This is a genomic window from Haemophilus sp. 27098_8_127 (assembly GCF_041433495.1).
Lineage (GTDB): Bacteria > Pseudomonadota > Gammaproteobacteria > Enterobacterales > Pasteurellaceae > Haemophilus_D.
In genome coordinates, this window is sequence record NZ_JAPWBP010000015.1 from 1 (window position 1) to 16,605 (window position 16,605).

Annotated in this window: 13 protein-coding genes; 8 read left to right on the forward strand and 5 right to left on the reverse strand. The window is 39.1% G+C overall.

Going from position 1 to position 16,605, the window contains the following annotated elements; genetic code table 11:
• From O3746_RS10100 to ffh, 3 genes are all read right to left on the reverse strand, one after another.
• On the reverse strand, nt 1-1,074 hold a 1,074-nt coding region (locus tag O3746_RS10100), incomplete at its 3' end, for a hypothetical protein (protein WP_371448968.1).
• Nucleotides 1,075-1,080: 6 nt separating this feature from the next.
• A complete protein-coding gene (locus tag O3746_RS10105) occupies nt 1,081-2,001 on the reverse strand; it encodes a hypothetical protein (protein ID WP_371448970.1) in 921 nt (306 codons plus the stop codon).
• Between the two features lie 303 nt (nt 2,002-2,304).
• Nucleotides 2,305-3,696, reverse strand: coding sequence for a signal recognition particle protein (ffh, locus tag O3746_RS10110; protein ID WP_005698426.1), 1,392 nt, complete (start codon nt 3,694-3,696; stop codon nt 2,305-2,307).
• A 139-nt stretch (nt 3,697-3,835) separates the two neighbouring features.
• Between ffh and O3746_RS10115 the strand changes: the two genes are divergently transcribed.
• The 3 genes from O3746_RS10115 (at nt 3,836) to selD (ending at nt 7,069) form a co-directional block, all read left to right on the forward strand.
• The gene (locus tag O3746_RS10115) at nt 3,836-4,621 is read left to right on the forward strand and encodes an inner membrane protein YpjD (RefSeq protein ID WP_371448972.1); all 786 of its coding nucleotides are present in this window, start codon (nt 3,836-3,838) and stop codon (nt 4,619-4,621) included.
• Between the two features lie 79 nt (nt 4,622-4,700).
• Complete coding sequence (locus tag O3746_RS10120) at nt 4,701-5,969, forward strand: HlyC/CorC family transporter (protein WP_371448974.1); 1,269 nt, start codon at nt 4,701-4,703, stop codon at nt 5,967-5,969.
• A gap of 62 nt (nt 5,970-6,031) precedes the next feature.
• Entirely contained in the window at nt 6,032-7,069 is a 1,038-nt protein-coding gene (gene selD, locus O3746_RS10125; protein ID WP_371448976.1) for a selenide, water dikinase SelD, read from the forward strand.
• 47 nt (nt 7,070-7,116) lie between these two features.
• On the opposite strand, the gene O3746_RS10130 is transcribed toward selD, so the two are convergent.
• Together O3746_RS10130 and gap are read right to left on the reverse strand one after the other, a co-directional pair.
• Nucleotides 7,117-8,934, reverse strand: coding sequence for a long-chain fatty acid--CoA ligase (locus O3746_RS10130; protein WP_371448978.1), 1,818 nt, complete (start codon nt 8,932-8,934; stop codon nt 7,117-7,119).
• Between the two features lie 228 nt (nt 8,935-9,162).
• Nucleotides 9,163-10,182: a type I glyceraldehyde-3-phosphate dehydrogenase gene (gene gap, locus O3746_RS10135; RefSeq protein WP_371448980.1), complete on the reverse strand. Its 1,020-nt coding sequence runs from the start codon at nt 10,180-10,182 to the stop codon at nt 9,163-9,165.
• 218 nt (nt 10,183-10,400) lie between these two features.
• Between gap and gmk the strand changes: the two genes are divergently transcribed.
• From gmk to murI, 5 genes are all read left to right on the forward strand, one after another.
• Nucleotides 10,401-11,027: a guanylate kinase gene (gmk, locus tag O3746_RS10140; protein ID WP_371448982.1), complete on the forward strand. Its 627-nt coding sequence runs from the start codon at nt 10,401-10,403 to the stop codon at nt 11,025-11,027.
• A 60-nt stretch (nt 11,028-11,087) separates the two neighbouring features.
• Entirely contained in the window at nt 11,088-11,354 is a 267-nt protein-coding gene (gene rpoZ, locus O3746_RS10145; protein WP_005698386.1) for a DNA-directed RNA polymerase subunit omega, read from the forward strand.
• A gap of 75 nt (nt 11,355-11,429) precedes the next feature.
• Nucleotides 11,430-13,550, forward strand: a complete 2,121-nt coding sequence (spoT, locus tag O3746_RS10150) for a bifunctional GTP diphosphokinase/guanosine-3',5'-bis pyrophosphate 3'-pyrophosphohydrolase (RefSeq protein WP_371448985.1) — start codon at nt 11,430-11,432, stop codon at nt 13,548-13,550.
• The gene (gene recG, locus O3746_RS10155) at nt 13,550-15,631 is read left to right on the forward strand and encodes an ATP-dependent DNA helicase RecG (protein ID WP_371448987.1); all 2,082 of its coding nucleotides are present in this window, start codon (nt 13,550-13,552) and stop codon (nt 15,629-15,631) included. The genes spoT and recG overlap by 1 nt, the downstream gene beginning before the upstream one ends.
• Before the next feature lie 29 nt (nt 15,632-15,660).
• Nucleotides 15,661-16,452, forward strand: coding sequence for a glutamate racemase (murI, locus tag O3746_RS10160; RefSeq protein ID WP_371448989.1), 792 nt, complete (start codon nt 15,661-15,663; stop codon nt 16,450-16,452).
• The last annotated feature ends 153 nt before the right edge of the window (nt 16,453-16,605 follow it).

Sequence of the window (16,605 nt, forward strand, 5' to 3'; positions counted from 1 at the left end):
AGATTGAAGAGGATATGTTACTACAGTACCATTGATATCTAAAGTAAAGTGCGTAGGTTTAGGTGCTCTTGTTTCAGTGTAAGCATTGATAAGTGGTTTAATCGGATAATACACTTTCTCCAACCATTCTTTCTCAGACTCACACCCACAAGAGATATCTAATCTCCAAGTACCTTTAGCTTTATCTTGCGTACCCTTACAAAGCACATTATCACCATACATTGGGTTTTGACCTTGTTCGTAAGTAATACGCCATACTGTTTTTTGGTTAGCACCAGGGCTTGCGATAAGATTAATACTATAAGGTTTTCCATCTAATGCAAAACGACTTACTTCTGCATCTCCTTCTTCATCAAACGTAATGACAGAAGGATCAAATACCCCACCATCAACCACACAACGGATTAATCTATCGTCATGTAAATCATGATGTTGGTCTACAGAAACTTTACCGTATTGAATAAATCCTACTTCTCTTGGTTTAACACGTTTAAGTGTATCACCAACAGAGAACGGGAATCCGGTACATCTTACTGTAACAGATTGTTTAGATTTCTCATCTATGATGTAAGCCTTAGAAACAATCATTACATTAGGGAAATCGACAAAGTAATCAATATCTTCAACTAATGCATGACCGTTCAACCAAATATCGATTTTACCCGGTGGAATCACTAACGCCTTAGAATGTTCTTTTTCGTAAGTTAATTGGAAATCTAAAATACCATCACGAATATCGAGTTCTTGGTTATAACACAAGAATTTATCATCCCCGATAGCCACACCTGTTTCACCTGAATTTTTAAACCCATACGTACATTCCATGTTAGTGAGATCTACTAGGATTCTAGGAACAGCGGTATTATCTTTCCATTCACTACTTATTTCGTTATTAGCTACTTCAGCTAAATAAAAACGATAAGCTGTATTTTCTTTTAACTTAAACGGCTTGTTAGTAAGATTGATGGTAATATCATCTCCACCTTTACCCGCTATTGCTTCAATAAACACACAGTCTTTATTGTAAGGATAATATTTACGATATTGTTCTTGATTATACCATCCGAGAAGCACACCGTTTCAGTTATATTCAAATACCGTTACTTCTTTGTGTAACCCATCAGGTAATTTAAAATAATTACCGTTAGCATCTTTCGTAATTAAAACGTTAGGATTAGCTAATAATTTAGCGGCTTCAGTATATCCGGTTGCATCCAAGATAAGTGCTGGAGTTAACTCTTCACGATAACTTCTCATCACTGCCGTATATGCGCTACGTTCAAGATGGTCTGCTGTCCACTCTTTAAGTGTACTATTAACTTGAACCATAGCGTTAATAATTTTATCATCTGGTAATACGTATAACGATCTTAACTTATTAACATCCGTCACTAAAGGTTTTATAGGACCATTCTGTCTTACAAAGATACGGATATAAAAATCATTTAAATCGTAATGTGGATCAAGTGCTTGAATGTAATCCATGACGTAAGGAACAGGTAAACCGTAATCACGGTGTGTAACCATACGCACACTGTCTTCCATATTTCGATGATAGTATAAACCTTTTACTTGTTTGGTTTTTGGATCTTTCTTATAAACAAATATATCTATATCGTCACGATAATTGATCATGTTATCGTCACTTTGTTTAGGTGGATGGATAAGATATTTTGTTTTCTTATCAAGAGTCGATTTATAAGTACGTAATTCACTTACTTGTAAATCCCATACTTTACGGATACTATAATCATACAGTACTTCCGTCATATCGCCTTCTTGTAGTTTAGAAGGATCAAAACTATCTACCATGTAACCGTTATGGATTAAATACTGACCACCTTTCGGTTTAAGTTTATTAAATTGAAAGAGGTTTAACAAATCACGGTTATTCTTTTTACCACCATGTACTGAACCGCTGTAAATGATGTGGTCTGCACTATCATCTTCTAGTGCGGTACTAGTAGTTTCTGTAAAAGTGTACAAATAGTTTTTCTTCATTTAAATCGATAATTCTATTACCGTTTACTAAAACAGCAAAAATGTCGAAAGACATTGCCCTGCTCGAAAGGGATTGAGACCAAACAATCTGACCCTAAAGCACAACTAGTGGTTATGTCGAAAGACATTGCCCTGCTCGAAAGGGATTGAGACAACGCTAATGACATCATTTTTCCATTTGTAAGCTTGGTCGAAAGACATAGCCCTGTACGAAAGGGATTTTGTAAGTATTTATTTGGTGAGAGGTAAAGAAAACGGCCAAAAACCTATTGATTTTTGACCGCACTTTATTTGAAGAGGGGATTAACGTTTAAACATGCCGCCTAAACCGCCAAGGCCACCTAAGCCGCCTCCGCCCATTAAGCCTTGCATACCGCGCATCATCTTCGCCATGCCACCTTTGCGCATTTTCTTCATCATACGCTGCATTTCGTCAAATTGTTTCAGCAGCTTATTCACATCTTGAACTTGGGTGCCAGAACCTAATGCAATACGACGACGGCGAGATCCTTTGATAATATCTGGATTGGCACGTTCTTTTAAGGTCATGGAATTAATGATAGCTTCCATTTTGATAAACATTTTGTCATCCACTTGATTTTTGACATGATCCGGTAAGTTTTTCGCACCCGGTAATTTTTCAAGCATTGACATCATGCCACCCATTTTTTTCATCTCGCGGAGCTGTTCACGGAAATCGTCTAAGGTGAAATCATCGCCTTTCTTGAATTTCTGCGCCATTTTTTCCGCTTTTTCGCGATCCACTGAACGTTCCAGATCTTCGATAAGGGAAAGCACATCACCCATGCCTAAAATACGGGATGCTACACGATCAGGATGGAATGGCTCTAGGGCTTCTGTTTTTTCACCCACACCAAGGAATTTAATCGGTTTGCCAGTAATTTGACGAATAGATAAAGCCGCACCGCCACGCGCATCACCATCCACTTTGGTTAAGATAACCCCGGTAAGTGGCAAGGCTTCGTTGAAGGCTTTAGCTGTATTTGCCGCATCTTGACCGGTCATTGCATCAACAGTGAAAAGCGTTTCAATAGGATTTAATGTCGCGTGAACTTGCTTGATTTCATCCATCATCTCGCTATCAACGTGTAATCGACCCGCGGTATCCACGATTAATACATCGTAGAATTTGAGTTTGGCGTCAGCAAGCGCCGCTTTGGCAATCTCTACCGGTTTTTGTTTAACATCAGATGGAAAGAAATCCACACCAACAGATTGTGCTAAGGTCTCAAGCTGTTTGATTGCTGCAGGACGATATACGTCGGCAGATACTACAAGCACTTTCTTTTTATGACGTTCGCGTAAGAATTTTGCTAATTTACCCACGCTGGTGGTTTTACCCGCACCTTGTAAACCCGCCATTAAAATAACTGCAGGAGGTTGCGTTGCCAAGTTTAAGCTTTCGTTGGCTTCACCCATGGCTTTTTCGAGTTCACGTTGAACGATTTTTAAGAACTCTTGGCCTGGTGTTAAGCTTTTATTAACTTCTTCGCCTAATGCACTTTCTTTTACTTTAGCGATAAATTCACGTACGACAGGCAAAGCAACGTCAGCTTCTAATAACGCCATGCGCACTTCGCGTAGCGTCTCTTTAATATTATCTTCAGTTAAGCGACCTTTCCCGCTAATGTTACGTAGCGTTTTGGAAAGACGATCCGATAAATTCTCAAACATTTTAAATCCTGTTTTTTCTTAAAAAATTGCCGTGATTATACCGAAATTTGGGCGTTTTTCATCATTTCAAATAAAATTATGGCGATCTAGAGAAAAGATCCGTTAAAATAAGAATAATTCCTAGTAAAGAGAAAGCATTATGTGGTTTGCCCTTTTTTCGATTATTTTTTACATTCTTAGTTTATTGTTGATCGCCCCATTTTTGATGAACTCATCAGAAGGGAAGTTGAGTCAAAGTAAAATTCCGTTTTTTCTGACCGCACTTACCGCCATTATTCTGCATGCTGTCAGCACGTTCCCTTTGTTAGAGGATCTTGCTTCAGGACAACGTTTTACATTAATGGGAATCGCGTCCTTAATGAGCGCAGTTATTGCCGGATTGGCGACGCTTTCCATGTTTCTCGTTTCCACAATGTGGTTTGTTTTACCAATCGTGTATGCGTTTTCGATCATTAGCTTGATCTTTGCGACATTCTTATCAAGCCATATCATCCAAATGTTGAATCAGAACACATTGATGTTGTTCCATATTGGCTTATCACTGTTTACCTATGCAGTTTGTTTTATTGCAACGCTTTATGTGATTCAGTTGGTCTGGTTAGATCGCAATTTGAAAAAACGTAAAATTCAATTTTCGCCCGCAATTCCACCATTAATGGCGGTAGAACGTCATTTCTTCTGTTTATTTGCCATGGGTGAAGCATTACTGACGCTAACTTTAATTTCGGGTACTTATCATGTATTACAAGCGGTGACGCCAGAAAATCTGCACAAAGCGATTTTCTCTTTCCTTGCTTGGATTAGTTTTGGTATTGCTTGTTTTGGTCATTGGCGACTGGGCTGGCGCGGAAAAAGGATGATTATTTACGCAATTTCAGGTATCATTCTGCTCACAATTGGCTATTTTGGCAGCCGTTTGATTTAATTAAAATCAAAGAACAGGTAAAAAGTGCGGTGAAAAATGACCGCACTTTTTGTTGATTAACGAACAAAAGGATTTACCCTTGGACAGTATCCCCCTTAGTACTTTATTTATTACACTCATTATTTGTTTAGTTTTATCAGCCTATTTTTCCGGCTCAGAAACCGGATTACTCTCTCTCAATAAATATCGCCTTCGTTTTATGGCGGAACAAGGTAATAAAGGTGCGCAAAAAGCAGAAAAACTGCTTGAAAAGCCAGATACCTTGTTAAGTTTTATTCTGATCTTTAATAACCTTGTTAACATCAGTGCTTCAGCTATTGCAACCATGATTGGTATGCGTTTATATGGCGATGCGGGTGTGGCCATTGCAACAGGTTTGTTAACCTTTGTGATGCTTGTTTTTTCTGAAATTTTCCCTAAAACTGTTGCGGCAATGCACCCTGAAAAGGTGGGATTATTTTCAAGTCATCTCTTGGTCTTGCTATTAAAAATATTTTATCCGTTGGTTTGGTTAATGAATCTTTTCACGAAGACATTAATGCGAATGGTGGGTTTAAAACCCGATATGCAAAAACAAGTGATTAGTCGTGAAGAACTTCGTAGTATTGTATCGGAAGCTGGTGAGGCTACACCGGATGAACAGCATCCACAAATGTTGCTCTCTATTTTAGATATGGAAACCGTGACGGTTGACGATATCATGGTGCCACGTAATGAAATTGCTGGGATTGATATTGATGACGATTGGAAAGCCATTATGCGCCAGCTTAATCATGCACCACACAACCGAATTGTGTTGTATAAAGGCAGCCTTGATGAGCAAGTATTAGGGATTTTACGTGTGCGTGAAGCGTTTCGTTTGTTATTAGAAAAAAATGAATTCACCAAAGAAACTTTACTACGTGCCGTCGATGAAGTGTACTTCATTCCAGAAGGGACACCACTGAAAACACAATTAGCGAATTTCCGCACGAAAAAAGAACGTATCGGTTTAGTGGTGGACGAATATGGTGATATTAAAGGATTAGTCACGCTTGAAGATATTTTAGAAGAAATTGTGGGTGATTTTACAACCACTACTGCACCGACTATTGAACAAGAAGTCGTTCAGCAATCTGATGGTTCGATGATTATTGAAGGCTCGGCAAATCTTCGTGATTTAAATAAAATGTTTGGTTGGGAATTGGACACAGAAGACGCTCGAACCTTTAATGGTTTGATTCTTGAGCATCTTGAAGATATTCCTGATGAAGGAACGGTTTGTGAAATTGATGGCTTGAAAATTACGATTTTGGAAGTCAGCGATAATATGATTAAACAAGCGAAAGTGGAGAAGTTGGCATCATAAACGCCAGATTTTCTGACCGCACTTTTAGCTTAAAGGGTATGTGATTTTAGCAAGGATTTAGCATGACGGATGAGATTCGTTTAACACAATATAGCCACGGCGCAGGTTGAGGCTGTAAAATTTCGCCTAAGGTGTTAGGGACAATTTTACAGACAGAAATCGAAAAATTTACCGACCCTAATTTATTGGTCGGGAACGAAACAGCGGATGACGCAGCGGTTTATGATCTTGGTAATGGTACTGCAATTATCAGTACCACAGATTTCTTTATGCCGATTGTGGACGATCCTTTTGATTTTGGTCGTATTGCTGCCACCAATGCCATTAGTGATATTTTTGCAATGGGCGGTAAGCCGATTATGGCGATTGCTATTTTAGGTTTTCCGATTAATAAATTACCGGCAGAAGTGGCACAGAAAATAGTTGATGGTGGCCGTTTTGCTTGTCATCAAGCGGGGATTTCACTGGCTGGTGGACACTCGATTGATGCGCCAGAACCCATTTTTGGTTTAGCGGTAACAGGCGTTATTGCAACGGATCGTGTAAAACGTAATGCCTCAGCAGAAGCAGGTTGTAAGCTTTATTTAACCAAACCATTAGGTATCGGTGTGCTGACTACTGCAGAGAAAAAAGGCAAATTAAAACCAGAACATCAAGGCTTGGCAACGGCAGCCATGTGTCAAATGAACCTGATTGGCAGCCAATTTGCAGAAGTTGCAGGTGTCACCGCCATGACAGATGTAACTGGTTTTGGTTTATTAGGGCACTTGGCTGAAATCTGTGAAGGCTCAAATCTTAATGCGGTTGTGCATTTTGATAAAATCAAATTATTAGATGGCGTGGCAGATTACATTGAAGAAGGTTGTGTACCAGGTGGAACCAACCGTAACTTTGAAAGCTATGGTCATAAAATCGGTCCTCTTACGGATTATCAAAAGGCAGTACTTTGCGATCCTCAAACTTCTGGTGGCTTGTTGATTGCGGTTAAACCTGAAAGTGAAGCGGAAATCTTAGAGATTGCGAAAAAAGCTGGTATCGAGCTTAGCGAGGTTGGCATATTGAAACCTCATCAAGAAGGTGTACTGGTTGAAGTCGAATAAATCATTTTCGTCAAAATAAAAAGTGCGGTGAATTTCACCGCACTTTTTTATTCTTTATTTTCCTTGTTCTCTTTATTATTGGAATACATCGAATCAATAATATGACGATAGCGTTCCATAATCACTTTTCGGCGTAATTTTAGCGTAGGCGTGATTTCACCAAGTTTTACGCTAAATGCCTGAGAGAGCAGCGTAAATTTCTTCACTTGCTCGAAGTGCGCCAGTTCTTTTTGAAGATTTTCGATACGTTGTTCAAACATTTTGATAATGTCAGAGTGTTTGAGTAATTCCATACGATCTTGATACTTAATATTCAGTTTTTTCGCATATTCTTCTACGCTATCAAAACAAGGTACGATCAACGCTGAAACATATTTTTTTGCATCGGCAATAATCGCAATTTGTTCGATAAATTTATCTTTGCCAATTTTACCTTCGATATATTGTGGTGCAATGTATTTGCCGTTAGACGTTTTCATCAATTCTTTAATACGGTCGGTAATAAATAAATTACCTTCAGCATCAAATTCACCCGCATCTCCCGTTTTCAAGAAGCCATCTTCCGTAAAGGCTTGAGCCGTTTCTTCAGGTTTTTTATAGTAGCCTTTCATGACCATGCCGCCACGCACCAGAATCTCGTTATTTTCCCCAATTTTAACTTCGGCGTTTGGCATCAATTTACCGATAGAATTCGGATTAAAATGATGGTCATCCCAGCAAGAAACGGTAGCTGTGGTTTCTGTCATGCCATAACCGAGTTTGATATTAATCCCAATGCTATGGAAGAAAAGCCCAATGCTTGGTTCTAATTTTGCGCCACCACAAGGCATCATTTTGATACGTCCGCCTAACAATGAACGCAGTTTAGACAGCACCAGTTTATCGGCAAGCGCATAACGTTTTTGCAAGAAGAACGGGACTTTTTTATTTTGAGAGAGAAGATCAAAACGTTTTTGCCCCACAGCAATCGCCCAATGGAAAATCATCTGCCGAATAAAAGGTGCTTTTTGTACTTTATCAAGCACAGCAGAATAAATTTTTTCATAGAAACGTGGTACTGCACACATAAAGGTTGGGCGCACTTCCGTTAATGTTTCACGTACTTGATTGGTATCTTCGAGATAACAAAGGATTGCTCCACGATGTAACACATAGGCAACCCACGCTCGCTCAAAAATATGGCTAAATGGTAAAAAAGAAAGTGAAACCTCATCTTGATTAACATCTAATGCAATATCATGGGCTTCGAGTTGATGAGCTAAGTTATTGTAATCTAGCATTACGCCTTTCGGTTCACCTGTTGTGCCAGAGGTGTAGATGATCGTGAATAAATCATCCATCGTTTTATTTGCTAAGCGAGTTTCAAATTCAGTCTGAAATTCGGCTGTACCTAATTGAATTAAATCGTCCCAATGACAGGAAAGGGTAGTTTCTGTCAGTTGAATTTGTTCTTTCATGGCCACAATTTTTTGTAATTGTGGACACTGATGTGCAATTTCTAACGCTTGATCATATTGTTCTTGATCGCCAACAAACAGAATTTTGACATCGGCATGATTTAAAATAAATTCTGCCTGTTGTGCCGTATTCGTTGCATAAATTGGAACAGCGATAGCTCGGACTTGAAGCGCTGCAATATCAGCGATTGTCCAACGTGACATATTGTGTGCAAAAATCGCAATTTTATCTTGTACTTGAATATTGCAAGCAAGAAAAGCTAATGAAAGCTGATCAAGCTGTTGTTGGAATGCGTTCCACGAAATATCTTTCCACAAGCCATTAATTTTATGGCGAAGTGCGGTTGCATTTTGACGAGTTTTTGCCTGCTGGCGAATTCGATTGACGAAATGACGTTCTAAATTCATATAAGCCTTATTTGAGCGAACAACTGTACGCTAATATAAACGAAATAAATTTAAAATCTAGTAAAATGTTATTATTTTGTGAATATAGAATAAATAATAGACATATTATTTTTCTATTTTTATATTGAAATGAGCAATAAAGAATATATAAAGTATTGAGAAAATTTAAATTGATTAGAAATAAAAAACCGCTCTAAAAAGAGCGGTTAATTTTTTGGCTATTTTTGATTAGCCTTTGTAGTTGTAAATGTGTGCAACTAAGTCTAATACTTTGTTTGAGTAGCCAGTTTCGTTATCGTACCAAGATACTAATTTAACGAAAGAATCAGTTAATGCGATACCCGCATCAGCATCAAATACAGAAGTTAAAGCACAACCGTTGAAGTCTGTAGAAACTACTGCATCTTCAGTGTAACCTAAAACGCCTTTTAATTCGCCGTTGAAAGTTTTACCTTCAGCTGCATCTTTGATTGCTTGTTTGATTTGTTCGTAAGTTGCTGGTTTTTCTAAGTTTACAGTTAAGTCAACTACAGAAACGTTTGGAGTAGGAACACGGAACGCCATACCAGTTAATTTACCGTTTAATGCTGGTAATACTTTACCCACTGCTTTCGCTGCACCGGTAGATGAAGGGATGATGTTTTGTGCCGCACCACGACCACCGCGCCAGTCTTTAGCAGATGGACCATCAACAGTTTTTTGAGTCGCTGTGGTTGCGTGAACTGTAGTCATTAAACCATCTTTGATACCGAAAGTTTCGTGAACAACACGTGCTAAAGGTGCTAAACAGTTTGTAGTACAAGAAGCGTTAGACACGATGTCTTGGCCTGCGTATGCACCAAAGTTTACACCACGTACGAACATTGGTGTGGGATCTTTAGAAGGACCTGTTAATACGACTTTTTTCGCACCAGCAGTGATGTGTTTGCGTGCTGTTTCATCAGTTAAGAATAAACCTGTTGCTTCAACTGCAACATCAACGCCGATCGCACCCCAGTTAAGGTTTGCAGGATCACGTTCAGAAGTAACACGGATAGTTTTACCGTTTACGACTAAGTTACCGTCTTTAACTTCAACAGTACCGTCAAAACGACCGTGAGTTGAATCGTATTTCAACATGTAAGCCATGTATTCAACGTCGATTAAGTCGTTGATACCTACAACTTCGATGTCATCGCGATGTTGTGCTGCACGGAATACGATACGACCGATACGGCCGAAACCGTTGATACCAATTTTAATAGCCATAAGATTTTCACCTTCTATTTTTTAAGTTAAACAAAATCGTTGCTCTAACGAGTTCCCGTCGATTATAGCATGGGCATTTTGATAAAAAAAAGGGTATATACCACTTTTTTGTGATCTCGATCACTTTTTAACAATTTGGTAAAACAAATGAAAATTTGACCGCACTTTTCGTTTTCTTTTTGTATAATAAAAACAAACAACAAGAAGAGGTTTCAATTATGTCTCAAGGTAATTTATATATTCTTTCTGCACCAAGTGGGGCGGGCAAGTCATCATTAATTTCGGCGTTATTAGAAAAAAATCAAGGCACGAAAAAAATGGTGTCTATTTCACACACAACGCGTTCTCCTCGTCCAGGCGAAAGTCATGGTGTGCATTATTATTTTGTTTCCGTAGAAGAATTTGAAACCTTAATTGAAAAAGGTCATTTCTTAGAATATGCAAAAGTGTTTGGTGGTAATTATTACGGCACTTCATTGCCAGCAATTGAAGAAAACTTGGCTAAGGGCATTGATGTGTTTTTAGATATTGACTGGCAAGGTGCACAGCAAACTCGTCAAAAAGTACCTTCTGTAAAAAGTATTTTCATTTTGCCTCCGTCATTGCCAGAATTAGAACGTCGTTTGATTGGACGCGGACAGGATAGCAAAGAGGTCATTGCTGAACGAATGTCAAAAGCAATCAGCGAAATTTCGCATTATGATGAATATGATTACGTTATTGTGAATGATAATTTTGAACAGGCATTGGCAGATTTACAAAGCATTTTGCAGGCAGAACGCTTGACCAAAGCTTATCAACAAACAGAAAATGCAGACTTAATTCATCAGCTACTAGCAAAATAAGCTTGAATTGAGTACAATATTTTCCCTTTATAGACATTATTTTTAACATCGGAGTAAAACATGGCTCGAGTGACTGTGCAAGATGCAGTAGAAAAAATTGGTAACCGTTTTGATTTAATTTTAACCGCCGCTCGTCGTGCGAGACAATTAGAGTTACATCAAAGTGAGCCGTTAGTGCCGGAAGATAACGATAAACCAACTGTAATCGCATTACGTGAAATCGAAAAAGGATTAATTAACCAAGAGATCATGGATGCAAAAGAGTATTTAGATGCGGCAGCTTCTCAACGTAATGAAGAAGTGGCAGTAGCGTTAATCGCAGAATAATCTCATTAAAGTGCGGTCAAAATTAAAGTTATTTTGATCGCCTAATCTTTCTCTCTACAAAAAGTCAGGTGTCCTTTGGAATTGTTTGCCGATTTAGATCGAATTATTCAGGGGTATTTGCCCGCCGATAAAATTGAATTAATCAAACGTGCATTCGTCATTGCGCGAGATGCTCACGAAGGACAATTTCGCTCAAGCGGCGAACCTTACATTACTCACCCTGTTGCAGTAGCTTCAATTATTGCGGAAATGCATTTAGACCATGAAGCAATCATGGCTGCATTATTGCATGATGTTATCGAAGATACCCCTTATACCGAATCCCAATTAAAAGATGAATTTGGCGCTAGCGTAGCCGAAATTGTTGATGGCGTATCTAAACTAGATAAATTGAAATTCCGTACCCGCCAAGAGGCACAGGTTGAAAACTTCCGAAAAATGATTTTAGCGATGACTCGAGATATTCGCGTTGTCTTAATCAAACTGGCTGACCGCACCCATAATATGCGAACGTTGGGCTCATTGCGTCCAGATAAACGTCGTCGCATTGCAAAAGAAACCTTAGAGATTTACTGTCCATTAGCCCATCGTTTAGGCATCGAGCATATCAAGAATGAATTAGAAGATTTATCTTTTGAAGCAATGCATCCTCGCCGTTATGAAGTGCTAAAAAAGCTTGTCGAACAAGCGCGTGGATCTCGTCAAGAATTGATTCAACGTATTTCTAATGATATTTCACAACGTCTTGATAATGTAAGTATTACAAATCGTATTTGGGGACGTGAAAAACATCTCTATAAAATTTACCAAAAAATGCGCACGAAAGATCAGAAATTCCATTCTATTATGGATATTTATGCTTTTCGCGTTATTGTGAATTCAGTGGATGATTGCTATCGCGGGTTGGGGCAAATGCATAGTTTGTATAAGCCTCGTCCTGGTAAAGTGAAAGATTATATTGCTGTGCCACGTGCAAATGGCTACCAAGCACTACAAACCTCAATGATTGGCCCTCATGGGGTGCCTATAGAAGTTCATCTTCAGACTGAAGAAATGGAACAGGTTGCCGAAATGGGCGTTACCGCTCATTGGGTGTATAAAGAAGGTGGTAAAAATGATAGCACCACTGCTCAAGTACGTGCACAACGTTGGTTACAAAGCCTGGTAGATATTCAACAAAACGTGGGTAACTCCTTTGAGTTTATTGAAAACGTAAAATCTGAGTTCTTCCCGAAAGAAATCTATGTTTTTACGCCGAAAGGTCGTATCGTTGAATTACCAATGGGCGCAACAGCTGTCGATTTTGCTTATGCCGTGCATTCTGATGTGGGAAATCATTGTGTTGCAGCAGTAGTAGAGCATAAACCTTATCCGTTATCACAAGCTTTAGAGTCTGGTCAAACCGTTGAGATTGTAACCAGTGAAAATACTCATCCAAGTGTCAGTTGGCTAAACTTTGTGGTGACCGCTCGCGCAAGAACTCGTATTCGTCATTTCTTAAAATTATTGCGTGCAGATGATGCCGTTCAAACGGGTAAAAAACAGCTAGAAATGGCTCTGAAACCACATTATCTCTCTGAGGTTTCTGAAGAGAAAATTCAAGCAGTACTGAATGAATTGAATCTCTCAAGTCTTAATGAGCTTTTTATGGAAATTGGTGTGGGCAATCAAATGTCGAGCGTTATTGCTCACCAATTAATGGATGAAGCTATTGAAATTGATGTGGATGGTGTTTCTAAAAATACACAAAGCACACTAACATTGAGCCGAGATGGCGAAATGAAAGCGTCTTTCGCTCAATGTTGTCATCCAATTCCGGGTGATCCGATCGTGGCATTAAGTACTGCGAAGAAAGGTGTAGTTGTACATCATCAAGCTTGTTCTAATTTAACGTCAAGTAATACCAAAGATTTTACTGCTGCAAAATGGGAAGAGGCAGAAAGTGCGGTCAATTTTGATGCTGAATTACACATTGAAATGCTTAATGAACAAAATGTATTAGGTAGCCTAATGACAGCAGTCACGACTTGTGAAAGTAATATTCAAAGTATTTGGACTGAAGAATTAGAGGATAATGTGCTATTAGTCATTATCCAAGTTGGCGCGAGAGATATCTATCATTTAGAAAACATTATGCGAAAAATCAAACAAATTACCAGTGTGATTCGTTTGAAGCGCAATATTAATGAAGCATAATGAGCACGCAACTTCTCGATGCTGTTCCTCTAACCACTTTATCTGGTGTAGGCGCGGCAATCTCCGATAAATTAAGCCGTCTTGGAATTCATAATCTCCAAGACTTACTTTTTCATTTACCAATCCGTTATGAAGATCGCACGAGAATTACACCCATTGTCGATCTTCGCCCTGAACAATATGCCACCATTGAAGGCGTTGTCCAAACCTGTGAAGTTGCCTTTGGGCGCCGTCCTATTTTAACCGTAAGTCTCTCAGATGGAACGAGCAAGATTATGCTCCGTTTTTTCAATTTTAATGCGGGGATGAAAAACAGTTTTCAGATTGGTACGCGCGTCAAAGCGTTTGGTGAAATTAAACGTGGACGCTTTATGGCGGAAATACATCATCCTGAATATCAAATCATACGGGATAATGCGCCACTGGTTTTAGAGGAAACACTCACGCCTATTTATTCCACAACGGAAGGTTTAAAACAAAATTCATTACGTAAGCTAACCGATCAAGCATTGGCTTTACTCGATAAAATCCAATTGACGGAAATTTTACCTAATGAATTTAATCCACATCCTTTTAGTCTAAAGGATGCTATTCGATTTTTGCATCGTCCACCGCCAGATATTTCATTAGATATTTTGGAGAAAGGACAACATCCCGCACAGCAACGACTTATCTTTGAAGAGCTTCTTGCACATAATCTTGCGATGCAAAAAGTGCGGTTGGGTACGCAGCAGTTTTTAGCGTTGCCATTGCATTATCAAACCGATTTGAAGCAACGTTTTCTTGCATCTTTGCCTTTTCAACCAACAAATGCCCAAAATAGAGTCGTGGCGGATATTGAACAGGATTTAGCGAAAGATTATCCAATGATGCGCCTTGTTCAAGGGGATGTAGGTTCGGGGAAAACATTAGTGGCAGCCTTGGCGGCCTTATTAGCGATTGATAATGGCAAACAAGTGGCTTTAATGGCGCCAACAGAAATTTTAGCAGAACAGCATGCCAATAATTTTCGTCGTTGGTTAGAGCCTTTTGGTATTGACGTCGGCTGGTTAGCAGGTAAGGTGAAAGGGAAAGCTCGTCAAGCCGAATTGGAAAAGATTAAATCTGGTGCGGTACAAATGGTGGTAGGCACGCATGCTTTGTTCCAAGAGGAAGTGGAATTTGCGGATTTAGCCTTGGTGATTATTGACGAACAGCATCGTTTTGGTGTACATCAACGTTTGATGTTGAGAGAAAAAGGCGAAAAAGCAGGATTTTATCCACACCAACTGATTATGACAGCTACGCCAATTCCGAGAACATTAGCGATGACGGTTTATGCCGATCTTGATACGTCGATTATTGATGAATTGCCTCCAGGTAGAACGCCGATTACGACAGTTGTTATTTCAGAAGAGCGTCGTGATGAAATCGTTACTCGAGTCAAAAACGCCTGTATTAATGAAAAACGCCAAGCTTATTGGGTCTGTACGTTAATTGATGAGTCTGAAGTACTAGAAGCGCAAGCCGCAGAGGCAATTTGGGAAGATTTAACGAAAGCGCTGCCGATGCTTAAAATTGGTCTTGTACATGGGCGAATGAAACCGCAAGAAAAACAAGATATTATGGCTGCCTTTAAAAATGCAGAACTCGATTTGCTTGTGGCCACAACCGTAATCGAAGTAGGCGTGGATGTACCTAATGCTAGTCTAATGATCATTGAAAATGCTGAGCGCTTAGGCTTATCACAACTCCATCAGTTACGTGGCCGAGTAGGGCGTGGCAGTACGGCTTCTTTTTGTGTCTTAATGTATAAACCGCCGTTGGGTAAAGTGTCGCAAAAACGTTTACAGGTATTGCGTGATAGCCAAGATGGCTTTGTGATTTCGGAAAAAGATTTAGAAATTCGCGGGCCTGGTGAAGTATTGGGCACTAAACAGACGGGTATCGCTGAATTTAAAGTGGCGAATTTAATGCGCGATCGTAAAATGATTCCAACAGTTCAACATTATGCGAAAGCATTAATAGTGAAATATCCGGATGTGGCAGCAAGTTTAATCCGCCGTTGGCTAAATAATCGAGAAATTTATTCGAATGCCTAAAGTGCGGTTATTTTGAAAGAGTTTTATAAATGAATAAATCAACGGTACTTTTCTTTGATTCAGGAATGGGGGGCTTAAGCGTTTATCGGGAAGCGAAAAAGCTCATGCCAGATAACCATTATTTGTATTGCTTTGACAATGCTGGCTTTCCTTATTCAGAAAAATCAGAAGAAACAATTATTCAGCGAACATTGGATATTTGTAAAAAAATTAATCAGGATTATCCACTTGATGCCATTGTGATTGCTTGCAATACTGCGAGTACGGTAGTGTTACCGCCTTTACGTGAGCAATTTTCTATTCCAATTGTAGGTACTGTGCCAGCCATCAAGCCTGCAGCAGAAATCTCACAAACGAAACATATTGGTCTATTGGCAACAAAGGGCACGGTTAAACGCCCTTATGTTAATGATCTTATTCATCAGTTTGCCTCCCATTGTATAGTTGAACGATTAGGCTCAACTAAACTGGTTGAAATCGCAGAGCATAAAATCCAAGGGAAATCGGTCGATCTGATTGCATTGAAAAATGAATTAAGTCCTTGGGCTTCAATAGAGAAATTAGATACGATTTGTTTAGGTTGTACGCATTTCCCTTTAATAAAAGATGAAATTCAAATTTGCTTACCTCAAGTGAAGAATTTTATGGATCCAGGATTCGCCATTGCCAAGCGATTGCAGTTCTTACTTAATAAATTAGAAGTGCGGTCACAATCAGAGGTGAAAAATCAGGTCTTTTGTACGCAAGATGTAGAGAATAAATATCAATTAGAACAAGCGTTAGATCTCTGGGGATTTGATGGCATTACCGTTTTAAAATGATTTTTTCTCGTCATGTTGGTGCGTTTATAAGCAAATAGCAAAAAAATTTACATTTTTTTACAAAAAGATCTTGCAAAGGAGTCTGAAATGCCTATAATACGCCCCACACAACGACGCGCTGTTGTGAAGCTTTAATAAAACCAGTGCGTCGTT